General features: G+C 60.9%; 15 protein-coding genes. 8 read left to right on the forward strand and 7 right to left on the reverse strand.

The features are described 5' to 3' along the window. Positions 1-2 precede the first annotated feature (2 nt). The 4 genes from ACA027_RS06460 to ACA027_RS06475 all read right to left on the reverse strand — a co-directional run bounded on the left by ACA027_RS06460 (position 3) and on the right by ACA027_RS06475 (position 2,562). Entirely contained in the window at positions 3-293 is a 291-nt protein-coding gene (locus ACA027_RS06460; protein WP_370681576.1) for a 2TM domain-containing protein, read from the reverse strand. A gap of 144 nt (positions 294-437) precedes the next feature. Next, complete coding sequence (locus tag ACA027_RS06465) at positions 438-842, reverse strand: DUF2306 domain-containing protein (protein ID WP_370681577.1); 405 nt, start codon at positions 840-842, stop codon at positions 438-440. A gap of 125 nt (positions 843-967) precedes the next feature. Beyond that, a complete protein-coding gene (locus tag ACA027_RS06470) occupies positions 968-1,987 on the reverse strand; it encodes a GlxA family transcriptional regulator (protein WP_370681578.1) in 1,020 nt (339 codons plus the stop codon). A gap of 14 nt (positions 1,988-2,001) precedes the next feature. Further along, entirely contained in the window at positions 2,002-2,562 is a 561-nt protein-coding gene (locus ACA027_RS06475; RefSeq protein WP_370681579.1) for an isochorismatase family protein, read from the reverse strand. A 219-nt stretch (positions 2,563-2,781) separates the two neighbouring features. Between ACA027_RS06475 and ACA027_RS06480 the strand changes: the two genes are divergently transcribed. After that, the gene (locus ACA027_RS06480) at positions 2,782-3,606 is read left to right on the forward strand and encodes an undecaprenyl-diphosphate phosphatase (protein ID WP_370681580.1); all 825 of its coding nucleotides are present in this window, start codon (positions 2,782-2,784) and stop codon (positions 3,604-3,606) included. A 493-nt stretch (positions 3,607-4,099) separates the two neighbouring features. Here ACA027_RS06480 and mutS read toward each other — a convergent pair whose 3' ends face one another. Continuing rightward, positions 4,100-6,688 carry a DNA mismatch repair protein MutS gene (gene mutS / locus ACA027_RS06485; protein WP_370682527.1) on the reverse strand — a complete coding sequence of 863 codons (2,589 nt, stop codon included), beginning with the start codon at positions 6,686-6,688 and terminating at the stop codon, positions 4,100-4,102. Between the two features lie 787 nt (positions 6,689-7,475). On the opposite strand from mutS, the gene ACA027_RS06490 reads away from it, so the two are divergent. The 4 genes from ACA027_RS06490 to ACA027_RS06505 all read left to right on the forward strand — a co-directional run bounded on the left by ACA027_RS06490 (position 7,476) and on the right by ACA027_RS06505 (position 12,453). Next, positions 7,476-8,042, forward strand: coding sequence for a fimbrial protein (locus ACA027_RS06490; protein ID WP_370681581.1), 567 nt, complete (start codon positions 7,476-7,478; stop codon positions 8,040-8,042). 108 nt (positions 8,043-8,150) lie between these two features. Then, positions 8,151-8,825, forward strand: a complete 675-nt coding sequence (locus ACA027_RS06495; RefSeq protein WP_370681582.1) for a molecular chaperone — start codon at positions 8,151-8,153, stop codon at positions 8,823-8,825. Between the two features lie 212 nt (positions 8,826-9,037). Then, the gene (locus ACA027_RS06500) at positions 9,038-11,446 is read left to right on the forward strand and encodes a fimbria/pilus outer membrane usher protein (RefSeq protein WP_370681583.1); all 2,409 of its coding nucleotides are present in this window, start codon (positions 9,038-9,040) and stop codon (positions 11,444-11,446) included. Next, positions 11,443-12,453 (forward strand): fimbrial protein, encoded by a 1,011-nt coding sequence (locus tag ACA027_RS06505; RefSeq protein ID WP_370681584.1) that lies wholly within the window; start codon positions 11,443-11,445, stop codon positions 12,451-12,453. Before ACA027_RS06500 ends, ACA027_RS06505 begins: the two co-directional genes overlap by 4 nt. A gap of 78 nt (positions 12,454-12,531) precedes the next feature. On the opposite strand, the gene ACA027_RS06510 is transcribed toward ACA027_RS06505, so the two are convergent. Both ACA027_RS06510 and ACA027_RS06515 read right to left on the reverse strand, forming a co-directional pair. Next, complete coding sequence (locus ACA027_RS06510) at positions 12,532-13,653, reverse strand: sterol desaturase family protein (RefSeq protein ID WP_370681585.1); 1,122 nt, start codon at positions 13,651-13,653, stop codon at positions 12,532-12,534. Positions 13,654-13,808: 155 nt separating this feature from the next. After that, positions 13,809-14,672, reverse strand: a complete 864-nt coding sequence (locus ACA027_RS06515) for an inositol monophosphatase family protein (protein ID WP_370681586.1) — start codon at positions 14,670-14,672, stop codon at positions 13,809-13,811. Between the two features lie 314 nt (positions 14,673-14,986). Between ACA027_RS06515 and ACA027_RS06520 the strand changes: the two genes are divergently transcribed. The 3 genes from ACA027_RS06520 to ACA027_RS06530 all read left to right on the forward strand — a co-directional run bounded on the left by ACA027_RS06520 (position 14,987) and on the right by ACA027_RS06530 (position 17,472). Next, a complete protein-coding gene (locus ACA027_RS06520; protein ID WP_370681587.1) occupies positions 14,987-15,802 on the forward strand; it encodes an RNA methyltransferase in 816 nt (271 codons plus the stop codon). A 34-nt stretch (positions 15,803-15,836) separates the two neighbouring features. Then, entirely contained in the window at positions 15,837-16,697 is an 861-nt protein-coding gene (gene cysE / locus ACA027_RS06525) for a serine O-acetyltransferase (protein WP_370681588.1), read from the forward strand. 115 nt (positions 16,698-16,812) lie between these two features. Continuing rightward, a complete protein-coding gene (locus ACA027_RS06530; RefSeq protein WP_370681589.1) occupies positions 16,813-17,472 on the forward strand; it encodes a nitroreductase in 660 nt (219 codons plus the stop codon). Positions 17,473-17,843: the final 371 nt, after the last annotated feature.

Consider the following 17,843-nt stretch of genomic DNA (forward strand, 5'->3'; position numbering starts at 1 on the left):
CGTCAGTCCTGGGACATTGACGCAGCGCTGGCCTGCAGCCTGGCACGCTCGCGTGCGACCTGGCGCTCAAACCATGGGCTGCCGGCGCGCATAAAGACCATGGACAGACCGTGGGCCAGCAGGCCTATGCCCCAGCCAAGCAGCGGATAGACAAACCACTGCCGGCCCTGGTGCCAGCACAGCAGTGCCAGGCCCAGATTGACCAGCAGATACAGCATGGCATGGCCCCACCAGCCCAGCTTGGCATGGGTGCGTTGCCGGGCCAGGCGTTCGAGTGAGGCGGTGTGGGGCATCTTGGGCTCCTGTGGATGGAATGGGCGCCACTGTGGTGCAGCAGCAAAGGCGGCACCAGTGCGGTGCGATGGATTGCGGCTGGAGCGTGCCAACGGGGGGATAGCACGGCATCAAGTGCATGGGCCTGTTGCAGCGATGCTTGCTCAGCCTATGTGCTGCCAGAGCCAATCGCCCAGCAAACGCCCCGGCAGCAGGGTGAATGCACCAGCCACCAGGCAAGCACCAAAGTACAGCTTGCGCATGATGCGGCGATGCCAGTCAATGCGGTGATGGGCCAGATGCCAGAAGGACCATCCCAAGCTGCCCAGGGCGACGGGCACCAGCAGGTGAATGGGCGTGAAGCCGGCCACATTGGGGTGGCGAAAGTCGCGTATGAACATGGCCGATAACGCGGTGCCCAGCATCAGCAGCACGAATGCATAGCCTGCAGCACGGTGCAATGCGGGGCGCTGCGCACCACGGCGGCGCGCCCACAAGGCGATGGGGCCTACAGCGGTTGCGCCTATGGCGCACACCAGGTGAAAAGCAATCAGCGGTGTCAGTTGCATGGTGTGGCTCCCTCCTGCGGGTGGCGCACACTGTGCGGCTGCGCGAGAGGAGCGCCGAGTGCCATGCGACCAACTGCTGCCAGTGCGGTGCCAAATGTGGCCGGCTGCGCTGAACTGCTGCGTGCTTAGCGTGCCTTGTTGGCCTGTGGCCGCGCTTGGGATGGCGTGCCACACCAGCCCAGACGCTGCCAGGCGCGGCGCAACTGGGTGTCGGAGCTAAAACCTGCTTGCAATGCGGCCTGTGTGACATTGGCGCCGGCCTGCAGCGCGGCCTGGGCCGTGGCCAGGCGGATATGGCGCAGATAGTCCAGCGGGGCAATGCCGGCATGGGTGGCAAACAGCCGCGCCAGGTGGCGTGGTGAGGTATGGGCCAGGCCCGCCATGGTGCTGGCGTTCCAGTCTGCGGCGGGTTGCTGGCTGATGGCGTCTTGCACGCGGTGCAGGGCAGCGTGCAAATGGTTGCGGTGCTGCAAAAACGGCGACAGCTCCGGGTCATGCGGGCCGCGCCGCAGCGCCACCACCATGGTTTGCGCCACCTGGGCGGCCAGAACGGGGCCGCAGCCCTGGGCAATGCGTTCCAGCATCAGGTCCAGCCCTGCCGTCACGCCGGCGCTGCTGTGCAGCGGGCCGTCAGAAACAAACACCCGGTTGCTCAACACCTCGCAGCCCGGGGCTGCGGCGGCCAGCGCCTGCAGGTATTGGTGGTGGGTGGTGGCGCGGCGCCCATCCAGCAAGCCGGCATGTGCGGCCAGCAGGGCGCCGGCGCAGATGGTGATCAGCTCCAGCCGCCCGGTTTGCAGCCGCAGGCCGCGTAGCCAGTCCACCAGGGCCAGGCCATCGGGGTCTTGTGTGCCCGGGCCGCTGTCGGGCTGGCCCACCAGCACTACCCAGTTCTCACCACCTGCTTGCAGCTGCTGCGTGGGTGGCAGCGGCGCCAGGCCATGGAGCTGCACCCCCACGGATGCTGTTTGCTGCGGGCTGGGGCTGGTGAATGTCAGAACAAAGCGGGCGGACTGACCCATGGCCTGCAGGCGCTGGTTGGCGATGCGCAGCGCTTCGGCCGGGCCAGCCCAGTCCAGCACCAGGCTGTGCGGCAGCAGGGCAAACAGCACGCGGATGGTGGCGGTGGGCGAGGTGGGTGGCATGGGTAGGGGTGGGCTCAGGCAACGGCGCGCGCCAAGGCCTGTTCCACCGTGCACAGCGTAGCAAAACGGCCGGCCAGCACGGTGGCGGTGCGGGTCTGGATATCGGCCGCGCTCAGCGTCTGGCCATCGGGCTGCTGCATGGCAAAGGTGAGCGTGGCCTCGGGCACAAAGTCCACCTGCCAGCCCAGATCGCTGGCGTGGCGGGCCGTGGTTTCACAGCATTGCTCGGTGCGTATGCCGCTGATGACCAGCCGGTCGATCCGCTGCTGCGTCAGCCATACCTCCAGCCCCGTGCCCACCAGCGCACTGTGGCGCGACTTGGTGAATTGGGCTGCGGCCGTGAAATCGGCCAAACCCTGCAGTGGCCGCACATGGCCGGAGGCCTGGGCAAAAGGGTTGTCCAGCTGTTCGGGGCCGGAGCTGTGAAAAATGCGCACCACGGCCAACTGGCGGGCCTGAAAGCCGGCAATCAACGCGTTCTGTGCCGCCAGATAGGCTGGCAGCGCGGCGGGGTCAAAGAAAGGGCGATGGCGGAAGGATTCCTGTACATCGATCACCAGCAGACAAGTTGCCATGAAAGCACTCCAAGGGATGAGGGCTCCCATGGTCGGACACTGCTGCGGTGCTGTCCCGGCAAGGTGGGACGGCTATCGATCAGTTTGGGACATGCTGTGCCTGGCCGGTGCACGCAGGTCCAGGAAGAGGCCGAGACATCGGCAATGGGGCGACTGTTCATCTGACGGTCATTGCGGGGACGGATAATGCCGGCTTCCCTATTTGCATGACAAAACACCGTGGACACTGTACTGCTGCTCAAGGCCGCCATCATGGGCATTGTGGAGGGCTTGACCGAGTTCCTGCCCATTTCTTCCACCGGCCATTTGATTTTGGCGGGCTCTTTGCTGGGCTTTACCGACGAGAAAGCCAAGGTCTTTGATATCGCCATCCAGACCGGCGCCATTTTTGCCGTGGTGCTGGTGTATTGGGAAAAGATTCGCAGCACCCTGGTGGAGCTGCCCAGCAGCCGCCAGGCGCAGAAGTTTGCGCTGAATGTGCTGATCGGCTTTTTGCCGGCCGTGGTGCTGGCGCTGATTTTTGGCAAATTCATCAAGGCGCATTTGTTCACCCCCACCGTGGTGGCCACCACCTTTATCTTGGGTGGCTTTATTATTTTGTGGGCCGAGCGCCGGCCTGCATCGGCCACACGGGTGCACAGCGTGGACGATATGACGGCGCTGGATGCGCTCAAGGTCGGCCTGGTGCAATGCCTGGCCATGATCCCCGGCACCAGCCGCAGCGGCTCCACCATCATCGGCGGCATGCTGATGGGCCTGTCGCGCAAAGCGGCCACCGACTTCTCTTTCTTTCTGGCCATTCCCACGTTGATTGGCGCGGGCGTCTACAGCCTGTACAAGGAGCGCGCCCTGCTGAGCACGGCCGATATTCCGTTGTTTGCCGTAGGCCTGGTGTTCTCGTTTATCAGTGCCTGGATTTGCGTGCGCTGGTTGCTGCGCTATATCTCCAGCCATAGCTTTGTGCCGTTTGCCTGGTATCGGATTGCCTTTGGCATCATTGTTCTCGCCACCGCCTACAGCGGCCTGGTGAGCTGGCACGATTGATTTCTTTTAGCCTTTGGCTGGGGCTGCGTTTCGTTTTGGGGCGCCCATACAGCGCTTCATGCTTTGTTGCTGGCCCTTGCCGTATCTCGATACTGTCTGCGGGCCAGCGCCGCGCCTGAAGCGCTGTCTGGGCGTTGTGGGGATTGATTCGATGCCCACTGGGCTGCGAAGGCACGCTCCGGCAGACATTGAACTGCCAGTAAAAATGCCAGCCTGGGTGAACCGGGCTGGCATTTTTTTGTGTGTGGCGCTCAAATGCTGCGGTGTAAAAACAGGAGCTGTTGATGCCTTTATAGGGCAGCTTTGAAAAAGAAAACTATCTGAGATCTAGCTGTGCAGCGCACAGGCTGCTCCTGCTTTTAACGCCCTCCCCTCGCGGGGGAGGGTTGGGGTGGGGGCCAGCGGCGCACATGCCTCCCAGGTGCTGGCCGCTGTTCAGGGGGCCGCCCCCATCCCCACCTTCCCCCGAAGGGGAAGGAGTCATACCAAGGGGTCAAGTTCGTTGTGCCAGCTTCTTCAGCTGGTACAACGCCTCCAGCGCCTCGCGCGGGCTGAGGGCGTCGGGGTGGATCTGGGCCAGGGCCGCATCGATGGGGCTGGCGCCCAGGTCGGTGTCGGCGGTGGGCGGGGCTTCAAACAAGTCCACCTGCAGGCGGTCCTCGTTGGCGCGTTCTTCCAGCGTGGCCAGGGCGTGGCGGGCGTGATTCAGCACGCCGGCGGGCATGCCGGCCAGCTTGGCCACGTGGATACCGTAGCTGCGGCTGGCGGGGCCGGGCTGGATTTCGTGCAGGAAGACGATGTCCGTGCCGGCTTCGGCCGCGCCCACATGCACATTGATGGCGGCCTTGGCCTTGGCGGGCAGGTCGGTCAGCTCAAAGTAGTGGGTGGCAAACAGGGTGAAGGCCTTGGTTTTGTCGTGCAGCTGGGTGGCAATGCCGCTGGCCAGGGCCAGGCCGTCAAAGGTGCTGGTGCCGCGGCCAATCTCGTCCATCAACACCAGGGAATGGGGCGTGGCGGCATGCAGAATCTGCGCGGCCTCGGTCATCTCCATCATGAAGGTGGACTGGGCATTGGCCAGGTCGTCCGCCGCGCCAATGCGGGTGTGGATGGCGTCGATAGGGCCCAGCAGGCAACGTGCGGCCGGCACATGGCAGCCCATGCTGGCCAGCAGCGTGATCAAGGCGACCTGGCGCATATAGGTCGACTTACCGCCCATGTTGGGGCCGGTGATGATCTGCATGCGGGTGTTCGTGCCCAGCTGCGTGTGGTTGGGGATGAAGCTGCCGCTCGAAGTTTCGGCCATGCGCGCCTCGACCACGGGGTGGCGGCCGGCTTCGATCTCGATGCAGGGAATCTGCGTGAACTCGGGCGCGCACCACTGCAGCGTCAGGCTGCGCTCGGCCAGGGTGCACAGCACATCCAGCGCGGCCAGGGCCTGGGCCACGCGGGTGAGGCCGGCCACATGGGGCTGGAGCTGGTCCAGCACCTGTTCGTACAACAGCTTCTCGCGCTGCAGGGCGCGTTCCTGCGCGGACAAGGCCTTGTCCTCAAAGGCCTTGAGCTCGGGCGTGATGTAGCGCTCGGCGTTCTTCAGTGTCTGGCGGCGGCGGTAGCGCTCGGGCACCGCGTCCTTATAGCTGTTGGTGATCTCGATGTAGAAGCCGTGCACCTTGTTGAACTGCACGCGCAGATTGGGAATGTTGGTGAGCAGCTTTTCCTTGGCTTCCAGCTCCAGCAAAAAACCGTCGCAGTTGTCCTGGATGGCGCGCAGCTCGTCCAGCTCGGCATCAAAGCCGGTGGCAATCACGCCGCCGTCGCGCACCAGGGCGGCGGGCTCCTCCTGGATGGCGCGGGTCAGCAGCTCGGCACAGCCTTCGGGTGGGACCAGGTCGGCAAAAATCTGGTTCAAATAGTCCGAAGGCGCATTGCCAGACAGCGCCAGCTGCTGCGCTTTGTGTAGCGTCTTGCCCAGGGCCACCAGCTCGCGCGGGCGCACCTGGCGCAAGGCGGTGCGGGCGGTGATGCGCTCCACATCGCTGACGCCCTTCATGGCGTCGCGCAGGCTTTGCCAGGGCGCTGTGCCGCTGCCCTGGCCGCGCAGCACCTGGGTGGCCTGCAAGCGGGCGATGGCATGGCTGCGGTCGCGGCGTGGCTCCAGCAGCCAGTGTTTGAGCAAGCGGCTGCCCATGCCGGTCATGCAGGTGTCCAGCAGCGCAAACAGCGTGGGGCCGTCTTCGCCGCGCAGGGTTTTGACCAGCTCCAGATTGCGGCAGGTGGCCGGGGGCAGGGCGATGAGCTCGTCATCGCGCTGTACCTGAATGCTGTGCAAATGGGTGAGGCTGCGGCCCTGGGTGTGCTCGGCATAGCTCAGCAGCGCGGCGCAGGCGGCATGGGCCAGGGGCAGGTCTTCGGCATGCCAGGCATTGAGGTTGGCGCTGCCCAATTGCTCCAGCAGCTTGCGCTTGCCCAGACCGCTGTCGAACTGCCAGTCGGGCCGCGGTGTCAGTGGTGCGGCCAGGCTGCCGGACTGGCGCAGGGCGTACAGGCCTTTTTCAAAACGCTCGGTTACGCCGGCGCTGTACAGCACTTCGCTGGGGTTGATGCGTGCCAGCCAGGCGCCCAGCTCGTCGGCGCCGCATTCGGCCATATGGATGCGGCCTTGCGTCACGCTCAACCAGGCCAGGCCGCAGCGCTGGCGGCCTGCGGTGTGCAGGGCCAGCAGCATGGCTTCTTGCTTGTCGTTCAGCAGCTCGCTGTCGGTGATGGTGCCGGGCGTGACCACGCGCACCACCTTGCGCTCCACCGGGCCCTTGCCCACACCGACCTCGCCCACCTGTTCGCAAATCGCTACCGATTCGCCCATTTTGATGAGGCGGCCCAGATAGCTCTCCAGCGCATGAAACGGCACGCCGGCCATGGCCACCGGAAAGCCCGCCGACTGACCACGCGTGGTCTGGGTGATGTCCAGCAGGCGGGCGGCTTTTTCGGCGTCTTCCCAGAACAGCTCGTAGAAGTCGCCCATGCGGTAGAGCACCAGGGTGTCGGGGTAGTCCGCCTTGATCGCCAGATACTGCGCCATCATGGGCGTATGGGCCGACAGCGGCGCACTTTGGGGCGTGGCTGCGGGCGCAGGGGTTTCGTTCTGGGTGTCGGAAGAGGTGGGAGCCGGGCTGTGCAAAGTGGAATTCCTTGAGGACTTGCGCCCACCAAAAGGGCACGGGCCGGGGCCTCAAGATGAGGCGCTGGCCTGAACCGGGTGGGCGTGCGTCATGTGCCACGCGCAGCGCCAGGCCGCGCGTGGGGATCAGCCGGCCATTATCCCGGATGGCAATACCGGGGCGTTGCTGAGGATGTCTTGCGGACTGGCCGTGCTGAAGTGTGAGCCACTGCCTGGGCATTCCATGCTGTTGTGTTCTTGCGGCGGGACGGTTGGAATGTGATGCGCATTCCTATTCTCATTTTGGTCGCGAGCAAGCCATATTGAGACCGTGTAAGCATCTTGTGCATGTCTGATTGACACCGAATGGTCTCAAAATGAATTTCAAATGCGGGTACTTACTTTTCAGGAAAATGCCTTTTGAAGCCAGGCGATGGGCAGGGTTACGGCATAGTAATAATTGATTTGATTTTTTGGGATTTTTCCTAATACTCAGGCAGCTTGTTTGAAAGAATTAGGGATTAATTCGCAGAGAGGGTGAGTATTAGCTTCGGTGAAAAAATTGGTTTTGGGAAAAATCCTAAAGAAAACTGTAATCGAGTGTATAGCATTAGGGCTAATGTTTGATGAATATGTTTTTAGAACTTCTTCTTGAATGTATTCAAAGAGCATATACGCATCAATCGTCATTTAAAGTTTTCAAGGAGTCACCATGAAGTCCTATTTTCTGAAGCCTATTCTCTGTGCAGCTCTGTTGGCCGCTGGTGTGGCCCATGCTCAATCGGCCAGCACCAACACCGGCAGGGTGTATATGAAGGGGAAAATCATTGCCTCGACCTGTGAAGTGGTGGTGAACGGCCAGCCGGGTGCAAAAGATGCCACCGTGAACATGGGAACTTATGGTGTGGCTGATTTCAAAAAGGCGGGCGATCTGGTTGGCGGTTCCGGCATGGAAGGGCAGGTGAAATTCGAGCTGACCAATTGCCCGGAAGGCAAGAGTCAGGCGAAGCTGCAGTTGGAAGCAACGACAGTTTCAGGGGATAAATATACGATTAAGCTGGATGATGGTAGCAATAATGCAGGGAATGTCGGCATTCAGCTCTTTGATAAAAAAGAAATGGCCAACCCGCTGAGCCTGTCGCTGGTGCATAACTACCCGATTGATAAAGGGACGAATAAGGCCACCATCGAGTTGGTGGGTAAATATGTGAGTCTGGCGGACACCGTGACTCCAGGAGATGCGAATGGAAACTTTAACTATAAAATCAGCTACAATTGAAATAAGCAAAACACATGGTGTTTTAAAAACCATTCGTGTCTCACGGGGGCGGCAGGTGCCGCCCTTTTTCTTCACCAGGTTTTATTCATGCATTGGAGGAAATAACAAATGATTAAGAAAATATTGTTTCTCGTGGCTACTACCTGTGTTGGACTGAGCAATAGCTGGGCGGCGTTTTCTGTGGAAGCCACACGCCTGGTGTATGAAGAAAGCAATAAGAGTGAGCAAGTCACGGTGGCGAACAAGGGGGGGAAAAACTATCTGGTGCAGTCCTGGATAGAAGATGCCAGTGGAAAGCACACCATGGACTTCCTGGCGGTGGCGCCGCTGTTCAAGCTCAAGGGTGATTCCAAACAATCCATTCAGATCATTCGCAACAGCGCGCAGCCGACGGACAGGGAATCGCTGTACTGGATCAATATCAAGTTCGTGGAGCCAACTTCCAAGGACGGAGTCAATGTGCTGCGCTATTCCTTGGTCAATAGAATCAAGCTGCTCCACCGCCCCGATGTGCTGCGTGATGTGCAGGTCGCGGAAGAAGTGAAGAAGTTGAAGGTTGCGGTGGAAGGCAAACAACTGGTATTGGAAAATCCCAGTGCGGTATATATCAATACGAATAATATTTATGTGAATGAGCAAGCCGTGGAAAACCCCGGGTATATTGCTCCGCATAGCTCGGCGCGTATCGACTTGGAAGAGGCTCCAAAGTCGAAAAGCCTTGTGCGTGTGAACTACATCAATGACTATGGTGTGTCATTGAATCAGGAGTTTGGAATTCAGTGATTCATGAATATTTCAGCGAATGTGAATTTGTAATGTATACATAAATTCCTGCGCTGAGAAAGATAAACAGGTGTTTTGCGCGGCAGAATCAAGACCTAAAACACTCTGCGATTGAAGATAAATATTTATATCCACCCTGGCGGGTAGGGGAGGGGATGTTGGATTTCAAACTAAATAAATTGCAAGGTGCGGTGCTGCTCGCGTGTGCTGCAATGGCGAAGTTTGCCATGGCAGAGGATTACTACCATGCCGATCTGCTGCGCATTGGCGGCGAGGCATTGCAAACCGAGGAAAAAATTGCAGTCCTGGCAGATAACGAATTTCTGCCGGGTACTTATGAAGTCAGGCTGAACATCAACCGCAAGCTGGCCATGGTGCGCGAGGTGGATTTTGTGTTGTACCAAGGTCATGTCACCCCCTGCCTGAGCAAGGAGCTGCTGACAGAGCTTGGGCTGAAGCTGCACGATGCCGAAGAGTTTGCGTGGGAAGGCCAGTCTTGCGTGGACTCCAGCAAGCTCGACTATGTGGACTTCATTGTCAACTGGGAGAACCGTTCGCTGAATTTGACCGTGCCGCAGATTCATGTGGATGAAAAGCGCCTGCTGAAGGCCCAGGAAAAGCTGTGGGACAACGGTGTCAACCACTTTTCCATGAACTATGCTTTCTCCTCCTACACCACCCAGGACAGCTCCTCCAACCAGTATCTGAATCTGAGGCCTCGCGTAAATATCGGGGCCTGGCGCTTGCAAAATTATTCGGTCTGGACCAACCAATCGAGCTGGAACCACATCAACACCAGCGCATCTCGCAGCCTGGTGGCCATACGCAGCGAAGTATCGCTGGGCGACACCTATTCGTCGTCGTCCATGTTTGATTCGCTCAAGCTGCGGGGGATGTCGCTGCAAAGCAGTGAGCAGATGCGGTCTGCCAACGAGCGCGGCTATGTGCCGGCGATTTCGGGTATTGCCAATACCGATGCGCTGCTGACCGTGGTGCAAAACGGCAACATCATTTACCGGGCGAATGTGCCAGCGGGCCCGTATGCGATTACGGATTACTACCCCGCCAGCATGGGCGGCGATCTCACCGTCAGTTTGCGCGAGGCAGATGGTGAGGTGAAGACCTCGATTGTTCCCTACGCAGCCCTTCCCATCATGGAGAAGAAGGGGCGCTTTAAATACAGCTTCAGCAGCGGGCGCTTGCAAGAAGACACCGGGCCGGTGTCCAACCAGTATGTCAACCAGCTTGAGGTGGTCTATGGCCTGACGGAACAGCACACGGTCTACAGCGGCCTGCAGGTTTCGCAAAACTACAAGGCTGTGGTGTTGGGCGTTGGCTCCAACCTGGGCAGCTGGGGCGCGCTGGCCACCGACCTCACCCGCTCCTCCCATAAGCTGCCCGAGGGCCGGACTGAGTTGGGCAATGCCTTGAAGCTCAATTACGCCAAAGGCTTTGAGACGTCGACCATGCTGTCCATGACATATTCGCGCAGCCTGAACAATGGATTCGCCCGCTTTCGCTCGGCCGTGATGTCGCCGGATTCGGACCGTGAGAAGGCCCAGCTCAATCTGGCGTTGAGCCAGACATTGCCCAATGGCCTGGGTGGGCTTTCCATGAATATGTCGCGCTATGAGCACCAGAGCGGCCAGAGCACGCTCTCCTATAGCCTGGGCTACAACGGCTCGTACAAAAGCATCACCTATGGCGTGTATGTGAACAAGTACAGCAACGAGTGGAGCTTTGGCGGAAACACGGGCAGCTCGGTGTCGGTGACGGCCAGCATTCCCTTGTCATTGCTGACGGGCCAGACCCGAAGCAATACCTCGGTCAGCTATTCGGCCAGCCGCGACCAGAATCAGGATATGGACCAGAGCGTGCGCCTGAGCGGCACGGCCATGGACAACCAGCTTTCCTGGGGCGGTTACCAAGGTTATGGCAACCATGGCATGGGCGCTTATGGCGGGATGAGTGGGACTTACCGCAGCAATATGGGCGATGTGAATGCCAGCTACGCCTATGCCGGAGGCGGCAACCGCAACTGGGGTTTCGGTGCGGTGGGTGCCATGACGGTCACGCCGTACGGGGCCGTCATGTCGCGCTCGCTGCATGAATCCAATGCCCTGGTGGTGGTGCCCGATGCCAAGAATGTGCGGGTCAAAAACCAGGCATCGATTGAGACCAATCGCTGGGGTCTGGCCATTGTTCCGGGCATGGGCGCTTTTCGCAGCAACACCGTGTCGCTGTCGACCGACACCATTCCCGACAATGTGGAAATTGAAAACAACGTTGTGACCAATCTGTTCCCTACGAAGGGTGCGCTGATTTTGTCGCGTTTTGAGACCCGCCTGGGATACAAGGCCTTGTTCGTGGTGAACAACCAGGAAATCCCCACAGGCGCCAAGGCGCGCATCGCGGATACGGATACGGTCTCTGTGGCCAGTGGCTTCAACCAGATTTATATGGTGATGCCCACCCAAAAGGGCAGGCTGGAACTGTCTTGGCTGCACGATGGCCAGGAGAAAAACTGCAGCATGGATTTTGATATTCAGCATGCCAACAAGGCTGGCGGGCTGTATCTGGTGAATGCCGCATGCCTGCCCAATCAGGAGGAATTGCAATGACAAAAATGATTCGTTATCTCCCTTGGATACTGCTTTTTTCGCTGGGGTGGATGCACAGGGCATTTGCCGACTGTGCGCCTGGCGGCATCAACCACGGCACCATGATGGCAGAGGTCGTGTTGGATGTGACGGGCAATATCAAGGCGGGTGATTTTATCGGCTCAGTCCCTTTCAGCCGGGAGCAGAACGTAAACACCCCTGTGGGCCATTGTGACCCGGGGACAGAGCTTTTGCTGTATGCGTTTTCCAGCCCGGATGGCCGCAAGGCCAAATACTACGGGAATATTGATGGCCGCGAAGCCTTCTACATCTTCTATGGCGGGGCGGATTACGCCTACACCATTGAGTGGGAGGGCTACCCCTTTAGCCTGGGTGGAACCAAGAAGCCCCAGGAAGGGGAGTGGACGACGCCGAATGGCTCCATGCTGCATATTTATGCAGCGGTGGACAATCCAAAACCGCTTTACAGCTGGCAGGGTGGAGACAATGCGCCTTATCTGGGGGCGATACGCTTGACGCCAACCAACCAGCAACGTGGTTTCAGCTATCGGGCCAAGTTCAATATCAAGGCCATCACCAGCTGTGAGGTGACCAACCGGGACTTGCATATTGATTTGCCCACCATCACCGTTGACAACTTTCCCTCGACTGGATTTTCCCAGCAAGAGGCCAAGGGACAGGATTATCTGAATGTGGCTTGCTCGGGGGATATGACGGCGTCCATCCGCATCAATAGCATGTATGGCATGGCGTCTTACCAGGGCAAGAATGTGGTTTTCAAAACCCAGAACGAAGGTCAGGGGAGCAACGCATCGGGTTTTGGCTTTGTGCTGAGTTCCCCCAATTATGTGAATGGCTATTTTGCGGACAACGAAACCGTCTCGCTGGGAAAGATTGGCAGCAGCGGGGCCAGCATTCCCATCCAGGCAGAGTACTACCGCTATGGCGATAGCGTGCGCCCAGGGAGCATGCAGTCTGCCGCCTCATTCGTGATTGAGTTCAATTGAGTGTGGCAGCCACAAAAAACCGCCGGATCGGGGAGGTGCGGCGGCTGTTGGCAGGTGCCTGCAGGTGCTGGTAGGTCTCTATGGGCGCCGGGAGGCTGATTTCTGCCGGGTGTCTGGCATGGCGCCGGAGAGCGGAGGTGCTGAGGAGGAGAGGGCCTGGGCTTCCAGGTCTTGGTCGTGAATGGGGGCATAACCCGGCCCGCTGAAGGAGACATCGCCCAGGCGCCAGCCCGCGCGGCAGCGCACGGCTCCCCAAAAGCGCTGCAGCGTATACCACTGCATGGCAATCACGCCCATGCCGTTGTCGGCGTCCACCACGGGGTCGCCTACGCCCGTGGGGCGCATGGGCTCATCGTGATAGAGGGCAGTGCCAAAAAGCTGGTCCCACCAGGGCAGGACCTGGCCGAAGTTGCAGTTGTGGCGCTGGGGCCGCTGCGCATCCCGCAGCATGTGGTGATTGCGGTGAAAGCGCGGGCCTATCAACAGGCGCTCGCCCACCTTGCCCAGCCAGCCCAGGCGCAGCGCCACATTGGCGTGCGAGAAGTTTTGCACCAGCTCGCTGAGCAGCGCCAGCAGCGCGAACTCGGCGGGCTCCACGCCCATGGCCAGGGCCACGCAGGCCAGGATGATGGATTGCAACATGCCATCCAGGTAATTGCTGCGGTCATTGGCCCAGCAGCCCATCTGGCGCTGGCTATGGTGCATGCTGTGCATGGCCCACCACCAGGGAATGATGTGCTGGGCGCGGTGTATCCAGTAGTAGACGCAGTCATACACCATGTAATACACGGCAAACAACACATAGGGGTGGTCTTCAAACCACGGCAGCAGGGCCTTGAGGCCGCTGGCCTCGGTGGTCGAGGGGCCGGCGCCCAGCAAATGCGCAAACGGCATCAGCACCAGAAAGCTGAACAGTGGAAAAAGGCCCAGCAGCATCAGCAGCGTGAAGTTGCGGTCCACCGTGGTCAGGCGCCGGTCCTGCCAGTGCTCGGCGGGCAGCAGGCTCTCCAGTGGGCGCATCACCGCCGCAATCAACAGCAGCTGGATGGCGGCGATCAGCACGGCCTCTGCGATCTCGCGCGGCTCGCCGGCAGCCTGTGCAATGTCCAGGGCCTGCACCACCGGCACCACGGCCTGTGTGCTCACCCAATCGATGGCCAGCTGCCAGTGCTGGCTGAAGAACTCAAAGAAAGAAGCCATGTCCATTCATGCAATAGCACCCGGCTGTTGCGGGCCGATCAAGAATTATCGAAGACCAATATGTGCAAACTGTGGAGGGCAGAGTGCTGCGGGCAAAAAACAAGGAGCCCATGGGCTCCTTGTGTCGAGAGGTGCGGGCTTGTGCAGCTGCGGATTTATTCAGCGGTGTCTTGCTGCAGGCTGGCTTGCACCGCCAGCTTGTCGTCCACGCCGGCAAACTTGCTGTACTTGCCCAGGATGCCCACCAACTGGCCATAGGCGCGGGGATTGCCGGCCAGGCATTCGCGCTGCTCCAGGAAGTCGGCTTCGCCGGTGAAGTTGCCCACCAGGCCGCCAGCCTCGGTCACCAGCAGGCTGCCGGCGGCGATGTCCCAGATGGACAGGCCGGTTTCAAAGAAACCATCGGTGAAGCCGGCGGCCACATAGGCCAGGTCCAGCGCGGCAGAGCCGGGGCGGCGCACGCCGGCCACGCGCTCGGTCACGTCGGCAAACATCTGCAGGTATTGGCGCAGATTGTCGCCGGGACGGAAGGGGAAACCGGTGGAGACCAGGCAGTCCTTGAGCTGGGCACGCTTGGAGACGCGGATGCGGCGCTCGTTCAGGAAGGCGCCACGGCCACGGGTGGCGGTGAACAAGTCGTTGCGGCTGGGGTCATACACCACGGCGTGCTCGATCTTGCCCTTGTAGGTCAGGGCAATGCTGACGCAGTACACGGGGAAGCCGTGGATGAAGTTGGTGGTGCCGTCCAGGGGATCGATGATCCAGATGTGGTCGGAGTTCTTGTTGCCGTATTCGGTGCCGGATTCTTCGGCCAGGATGCCATGCTGGGGATAGGCGCCCAACAGGGTTTCGATGATGGTGCGCTCGGAAGCCTGGTCCACCTCGGTCACAAAGTCGTTGACCTGCTTTTGTGCCACGCGCACGTTCTCCACATCGAGGGCAGCGCGGTTGATGACAGCGCCAGCGGCGCGGGCGGCCTTGATGGCCACGTTGAGCATGGGGTGCAGGTTGGTCGACATAGATTGTGTAAGCGTTGGGGGCTAGGCCGCGGACGCGCGCATGCTGTACTTCGCACAAACTTTTCTCAGACAACAACCAGCATGACGCACCGCTCGCAGCGGATGAAGAACTCTTTGAAGCCACCGGGGCACAGTGAAATGACTGGCTTCCGGTGCTCTACGCACGCCCGGCGATGCGGACAGCGACAATAGGGGCGAGATTCTAACTGGCTTTAAAAAAACCTGCCGACAGCCCCAGAGCCGCTTCGGGGAGATGGTGTGGGTGAGGGGCTGAGCGCCAAGCACAAGGCCATGGACAACCAAGATTGAGTGTGATGAAAACCCGTTTTGTACTGATTGAGACCAGCCATGCTGGCAACGTAGGCGCGGCCGCGCGGGCCATGAAGACCATGGGCTTTGACGAGCTGGTGCTGGTGCGTCCGCGCTGGGAGAATGTGCTGCGCAAGGAAGAAACCATACAGCGCGCCAGCGGTGCCCTGGATGTGCTGGCCAATGCCCGTGTGGTGGACACGCTGGACGAGGCCCTGGATGGCATCAGCCATTTGTGCGCCACGGCCATGACGCCGCGCGACTTTGGCCCGCCCACGCGCATGCCGCGCCAGCATTTCGAGATGCTCATGAAAGGTGAGCTGGATGTGCGCTCTGCGCCTGCGCCTGCGCCTGAGGGCGATTTGGCTCCAGGTTCTGCCGTGGCCGATGCAGCCCAGCCGGCCTGCAACCAGACCGGCGTGGGCCTGTTGTTTGGCTGCGAGCGCTTTGGCATGAGCAACGACGATGTCTACCGCTGCGATGTAGCGCTGTCGATTCCGTCCAACCCCCAGTTCGGCTCGCTGAACCTGGGCGCCGCCATCCAGGTCGTGGCCTATGAATGGCGCCAGGCCCTGGGTGGCTTCCCCGTGGAGGAGCATGCGCCCGAGCCGCTGCGTGCCGATGTGGCCCAGGTGGGGGGCATGCTCACGCATTGGGAACAGGCGCTGACCCATATCGGTTTTCTGGACCCGGCCGCGCCCAAAAAGCTGATGCCGCGCCTCAACCAGATGTTCAACCGGGCGCAACTGACGCAGGAAGAAATCCACATCCTGCGCGGTGTCGCCAAACGCATGCTGATGAGCCAGCCCGCAAATCGCTAGACTGGCGAGCCCTGTCTTTACTTTGTTACACCTGATGCTTTCCCGCCTGCGCTCCGACATCCAGTGCATCCTCGACCGCGACCCCGCGGCACGCAGCACCTGGGAGGTCGTCACCTGTTACCCCGGTCTGCATGCCATCTGGCTGCAGCGCCCGGCGCACTGGTGCTGGACGCATGGCCTCAAGTGGCTGGGGCGTTTTATCTCCCATATGGGGCGCTGGCTCACGGGGATTGAAATCCATCCCGGTGCGGTGATTGGTCAGCGCGTCTTCATAGACCACGGCATGGGCGTCGTCATCGGCGAAACCGCCGTGGTGGGCGATGGCTGCACCATCTACCACGGCGTCACCCTGGGCGGCACCTCGCTGTACAAGGGCAGCAAACGCCACCCCACACTGGGCCAGAACGTGGTGGTGGCCGCCGGCGCCAAGGTGCTGGGGGGCTTTGAGGTGGGCGACAACGCCAAGATCGGCAGCAACGCCGTGGTCATCAAGCCCGTGCCCGCAGGTGCCACGGCCGTGGGCATTCCGGCCCGCATCATCCCCTCCAGGGAAGGCAGCAGCGCCGATGTGACCGAGGTGGGCGATATGCAACCCAGCCCGGTAGCCGACGCCGCAAGCGCACAGCCCATGCGCCCGGCCGCCATTGTCTCGCCCTGCTCGGGCCAGGAAGGCCCTTTCACGGCCTATGGCGTGACGCAGGAGGACGACCCGCTGTCCCAGGCCATGCGCGGCCTGGTCGATGGCGCGGCCTGCCATGAGGAGCAGCTGGCCAAGTTGTGGACCGTGGTGGAAAAGCTCTCCGAACAGCTGTCGGCCCGCGACTGCGTACCGGCCAAGGACGAGCGCGGCCAGCATTTCGAGACCGACAAGATCAAGCAAATCCTGGGCAAGTAAGCGGGCGCTGCTGCTGCCTGGCTGCAGCTTTGCGTCACCTAGGCGGCCCGTATCGGGCCGCTGCTCTTGTACGCTTGCGTTTTTCATCTCTTTGACACACAGGACTTTCTTCCCCATGGATGTGAACCAAGCCCTGCGCGAACGCCGTTCGGTGCGCGCCTTTACCGACCAAGTGCCCGACGCCGAGCTGGTGCAGCGCATCATGCAGGACGCGGCCCTGGCCGCATCCGGCGGCAATATGCAGCCCTGGCGCGTGGCGGCCATCAGCGGTGCGCCGCTGGCCGCCATGCTGGCCGATGTGGCCCAGACCCAGGGTGAAGAAAACCCCCAGCATCTGTCCTACCCGCCCAATCTGTGGGAGCCTTACCGCAGCCGCCGTTTCGTCAACGGCGAAGACCTGTACAAAAGCATAGACATCCCGCGTGAAGACAAGGCCGGCCGACTGCAGCAGTTGGCCAAGAACGCCCGCTTCTTTGGTGCGCCCGTCGGGCTGATCATGTTCACCGAGGAACGCATGGGCCCGGTGCAGTGGATGGACCTGGGCATTTATCTGCAGTCCTTCATGCTGCGCGCCACCGAAGAAGGCCTGGCCACCTGTGCCCAGGGTTTCTGGCGCCGCTATGACAGCATCGTCCAGCAACATATCGAGGTGCCCGAAGGCTATCTGGTGACCTTTGGCATTGCCCTGGGCTATGAAGACAAGAGCGCCCCCATCAACACCATGCGCGCCACCCGCGCCGAGTTCGCCGAGTGGGGCCAACTAAAAGGTTTTTGAAAAACCTTTGTGTTGGACGCGAAGCCTAGCGGTTTCGTGGGGCTTGGTTTGGAGGCGGTCATACAGCGCTTGATGCTTTGTTGCACGCCCTTGCCGTATCGGCATACTGTCTGCGGGCGCGCGCCGCGCCTCAAGCGCTGTCTGACCGTTGTGGGGTGGGATTCGGGGCCCGTTGCTGTGCCTGGTCCCGCTCCGGCCGGCATCTTGCCCAAGGAAGATGCGCTGCGTACCCATGGAGATGGCGGGCAGACCTTCAGGCCCGTAAATCCAGCCCCTGTCGCATAAAACTGGCGCAGTCGACATCGGGGCGCCGCGCAAGGGCCGCCCCGCCGCGCTGGCGCCGTTCCCCTCCGGCGCATCGCGCCAGAGAG

It is taken from the genome of Comamonas sp. GB3 AK4-5, from assembly GCF_041320665.1.
In the GTDB taxonomy this organism is placed as follows: Bacteria; Pseudomonadota; Gammaproteobacteria; order Burkholderiales; family Burkholderiaceae_C; genus Comamonas.

Bases quoted from the DNA above. Each gene is read 5' to 3' on its own strand.
- ACA027_RS06520 (WP_370681587.1), top strand. From the start codon at position 14,987: ATGAAAACCCGTTTTGTACTGATTGAGACCAGCCATGCTGGCAACGTA.
- ACA027_RS06460 (WP_370681576.1), bottom strand. From the start codon at position 293: ATGCCCCACACCGCCTCACTCGAACGCCTGGCCCGGCAACGCACCCAT.
- ACA027_RS06475 (WP_370681579.1), bottom strand. From the start codon at position 2,562: ATGGCAACTTGTCTGCTGGTGATCGATGTACAGGAATCCTTCCGCCAT.
- ACA027_RS06530 (WP_370681589.1), top strand. From the start codon at position 16,813: ATGGATGTGAACCAAGCCCTGCGCGAACGCCGTTCGGTGCGCGCCTTT.
- ACA027_RS06490 (WP_370681581.1), top strand. From the start codon at position 7,476: ATGAAGTCCTATTTTCTGAAGCCTATTCTCTGTGCAGCTCTGTTGGCC.
- ACA027_RS06495 (WP_370681582.1), top strand. From the start codon at position 8,151: ATGATTAAGAAAATATTGTTTCTCGTGGCTACTACCTGTGTTGGACTG.
- ACA027_RS06510 (WP_370681585.1), bottom strand. From the start codon at position 13,653: ATGGCTTCTTTCTTTGAGTTCTTCAGCCAGCACTGGCAGCTGGCCATC.
- ACA027_RS06465 (WP_370681577.1), bottom strand. From the start codon at position 842: ATGCAACTGACACCGCTGATTGCTTTTCACCTGGTGTGCGCCATAGGC.
- mutS (WP_370682527.1), bottom strand. From the start codon at position 6,688: ATGATGGCGCAGTATCTGGCGATCAAGGCGGACTACCCCGACACCCTG.
- ACA027_RS06500 (WP_370681583.1), top strand. From the start codon at position 9,038: ATGGCGAAGTTTGCCATGGCAGAGGATTACTACCATGCCGATCTGCTG.
- cysE (WP_370681588.1), top strand. From the start codon at position 15,837: ATGCTTTCCCGCCTGCGCTCCGACATCCAGTGCATCCTCGACCGCGAC.
- ACA027_RS06505 (WP_370681584.1), top strand. From the start codon at position 11,443: ATGACAAAAATGATTCGTTATCTCCCTTGGATACTGCTTTTTTCGCTG.
- ACA027_RS06515 (WP_370681586.1), bottom strand. From the start codon at position 14,672: ATGTCGACCAACCTGCACCCCATGCTCAACGTGGCCATCAAGGCCGCC.
- ACA027_RS06470 (WP_370681578.1), bottom strand. From the start codon at position 1,987: ATGCCACCCACCTCGCCCACCGCCACCATCCGCGTGCTGTTTGCCCTG.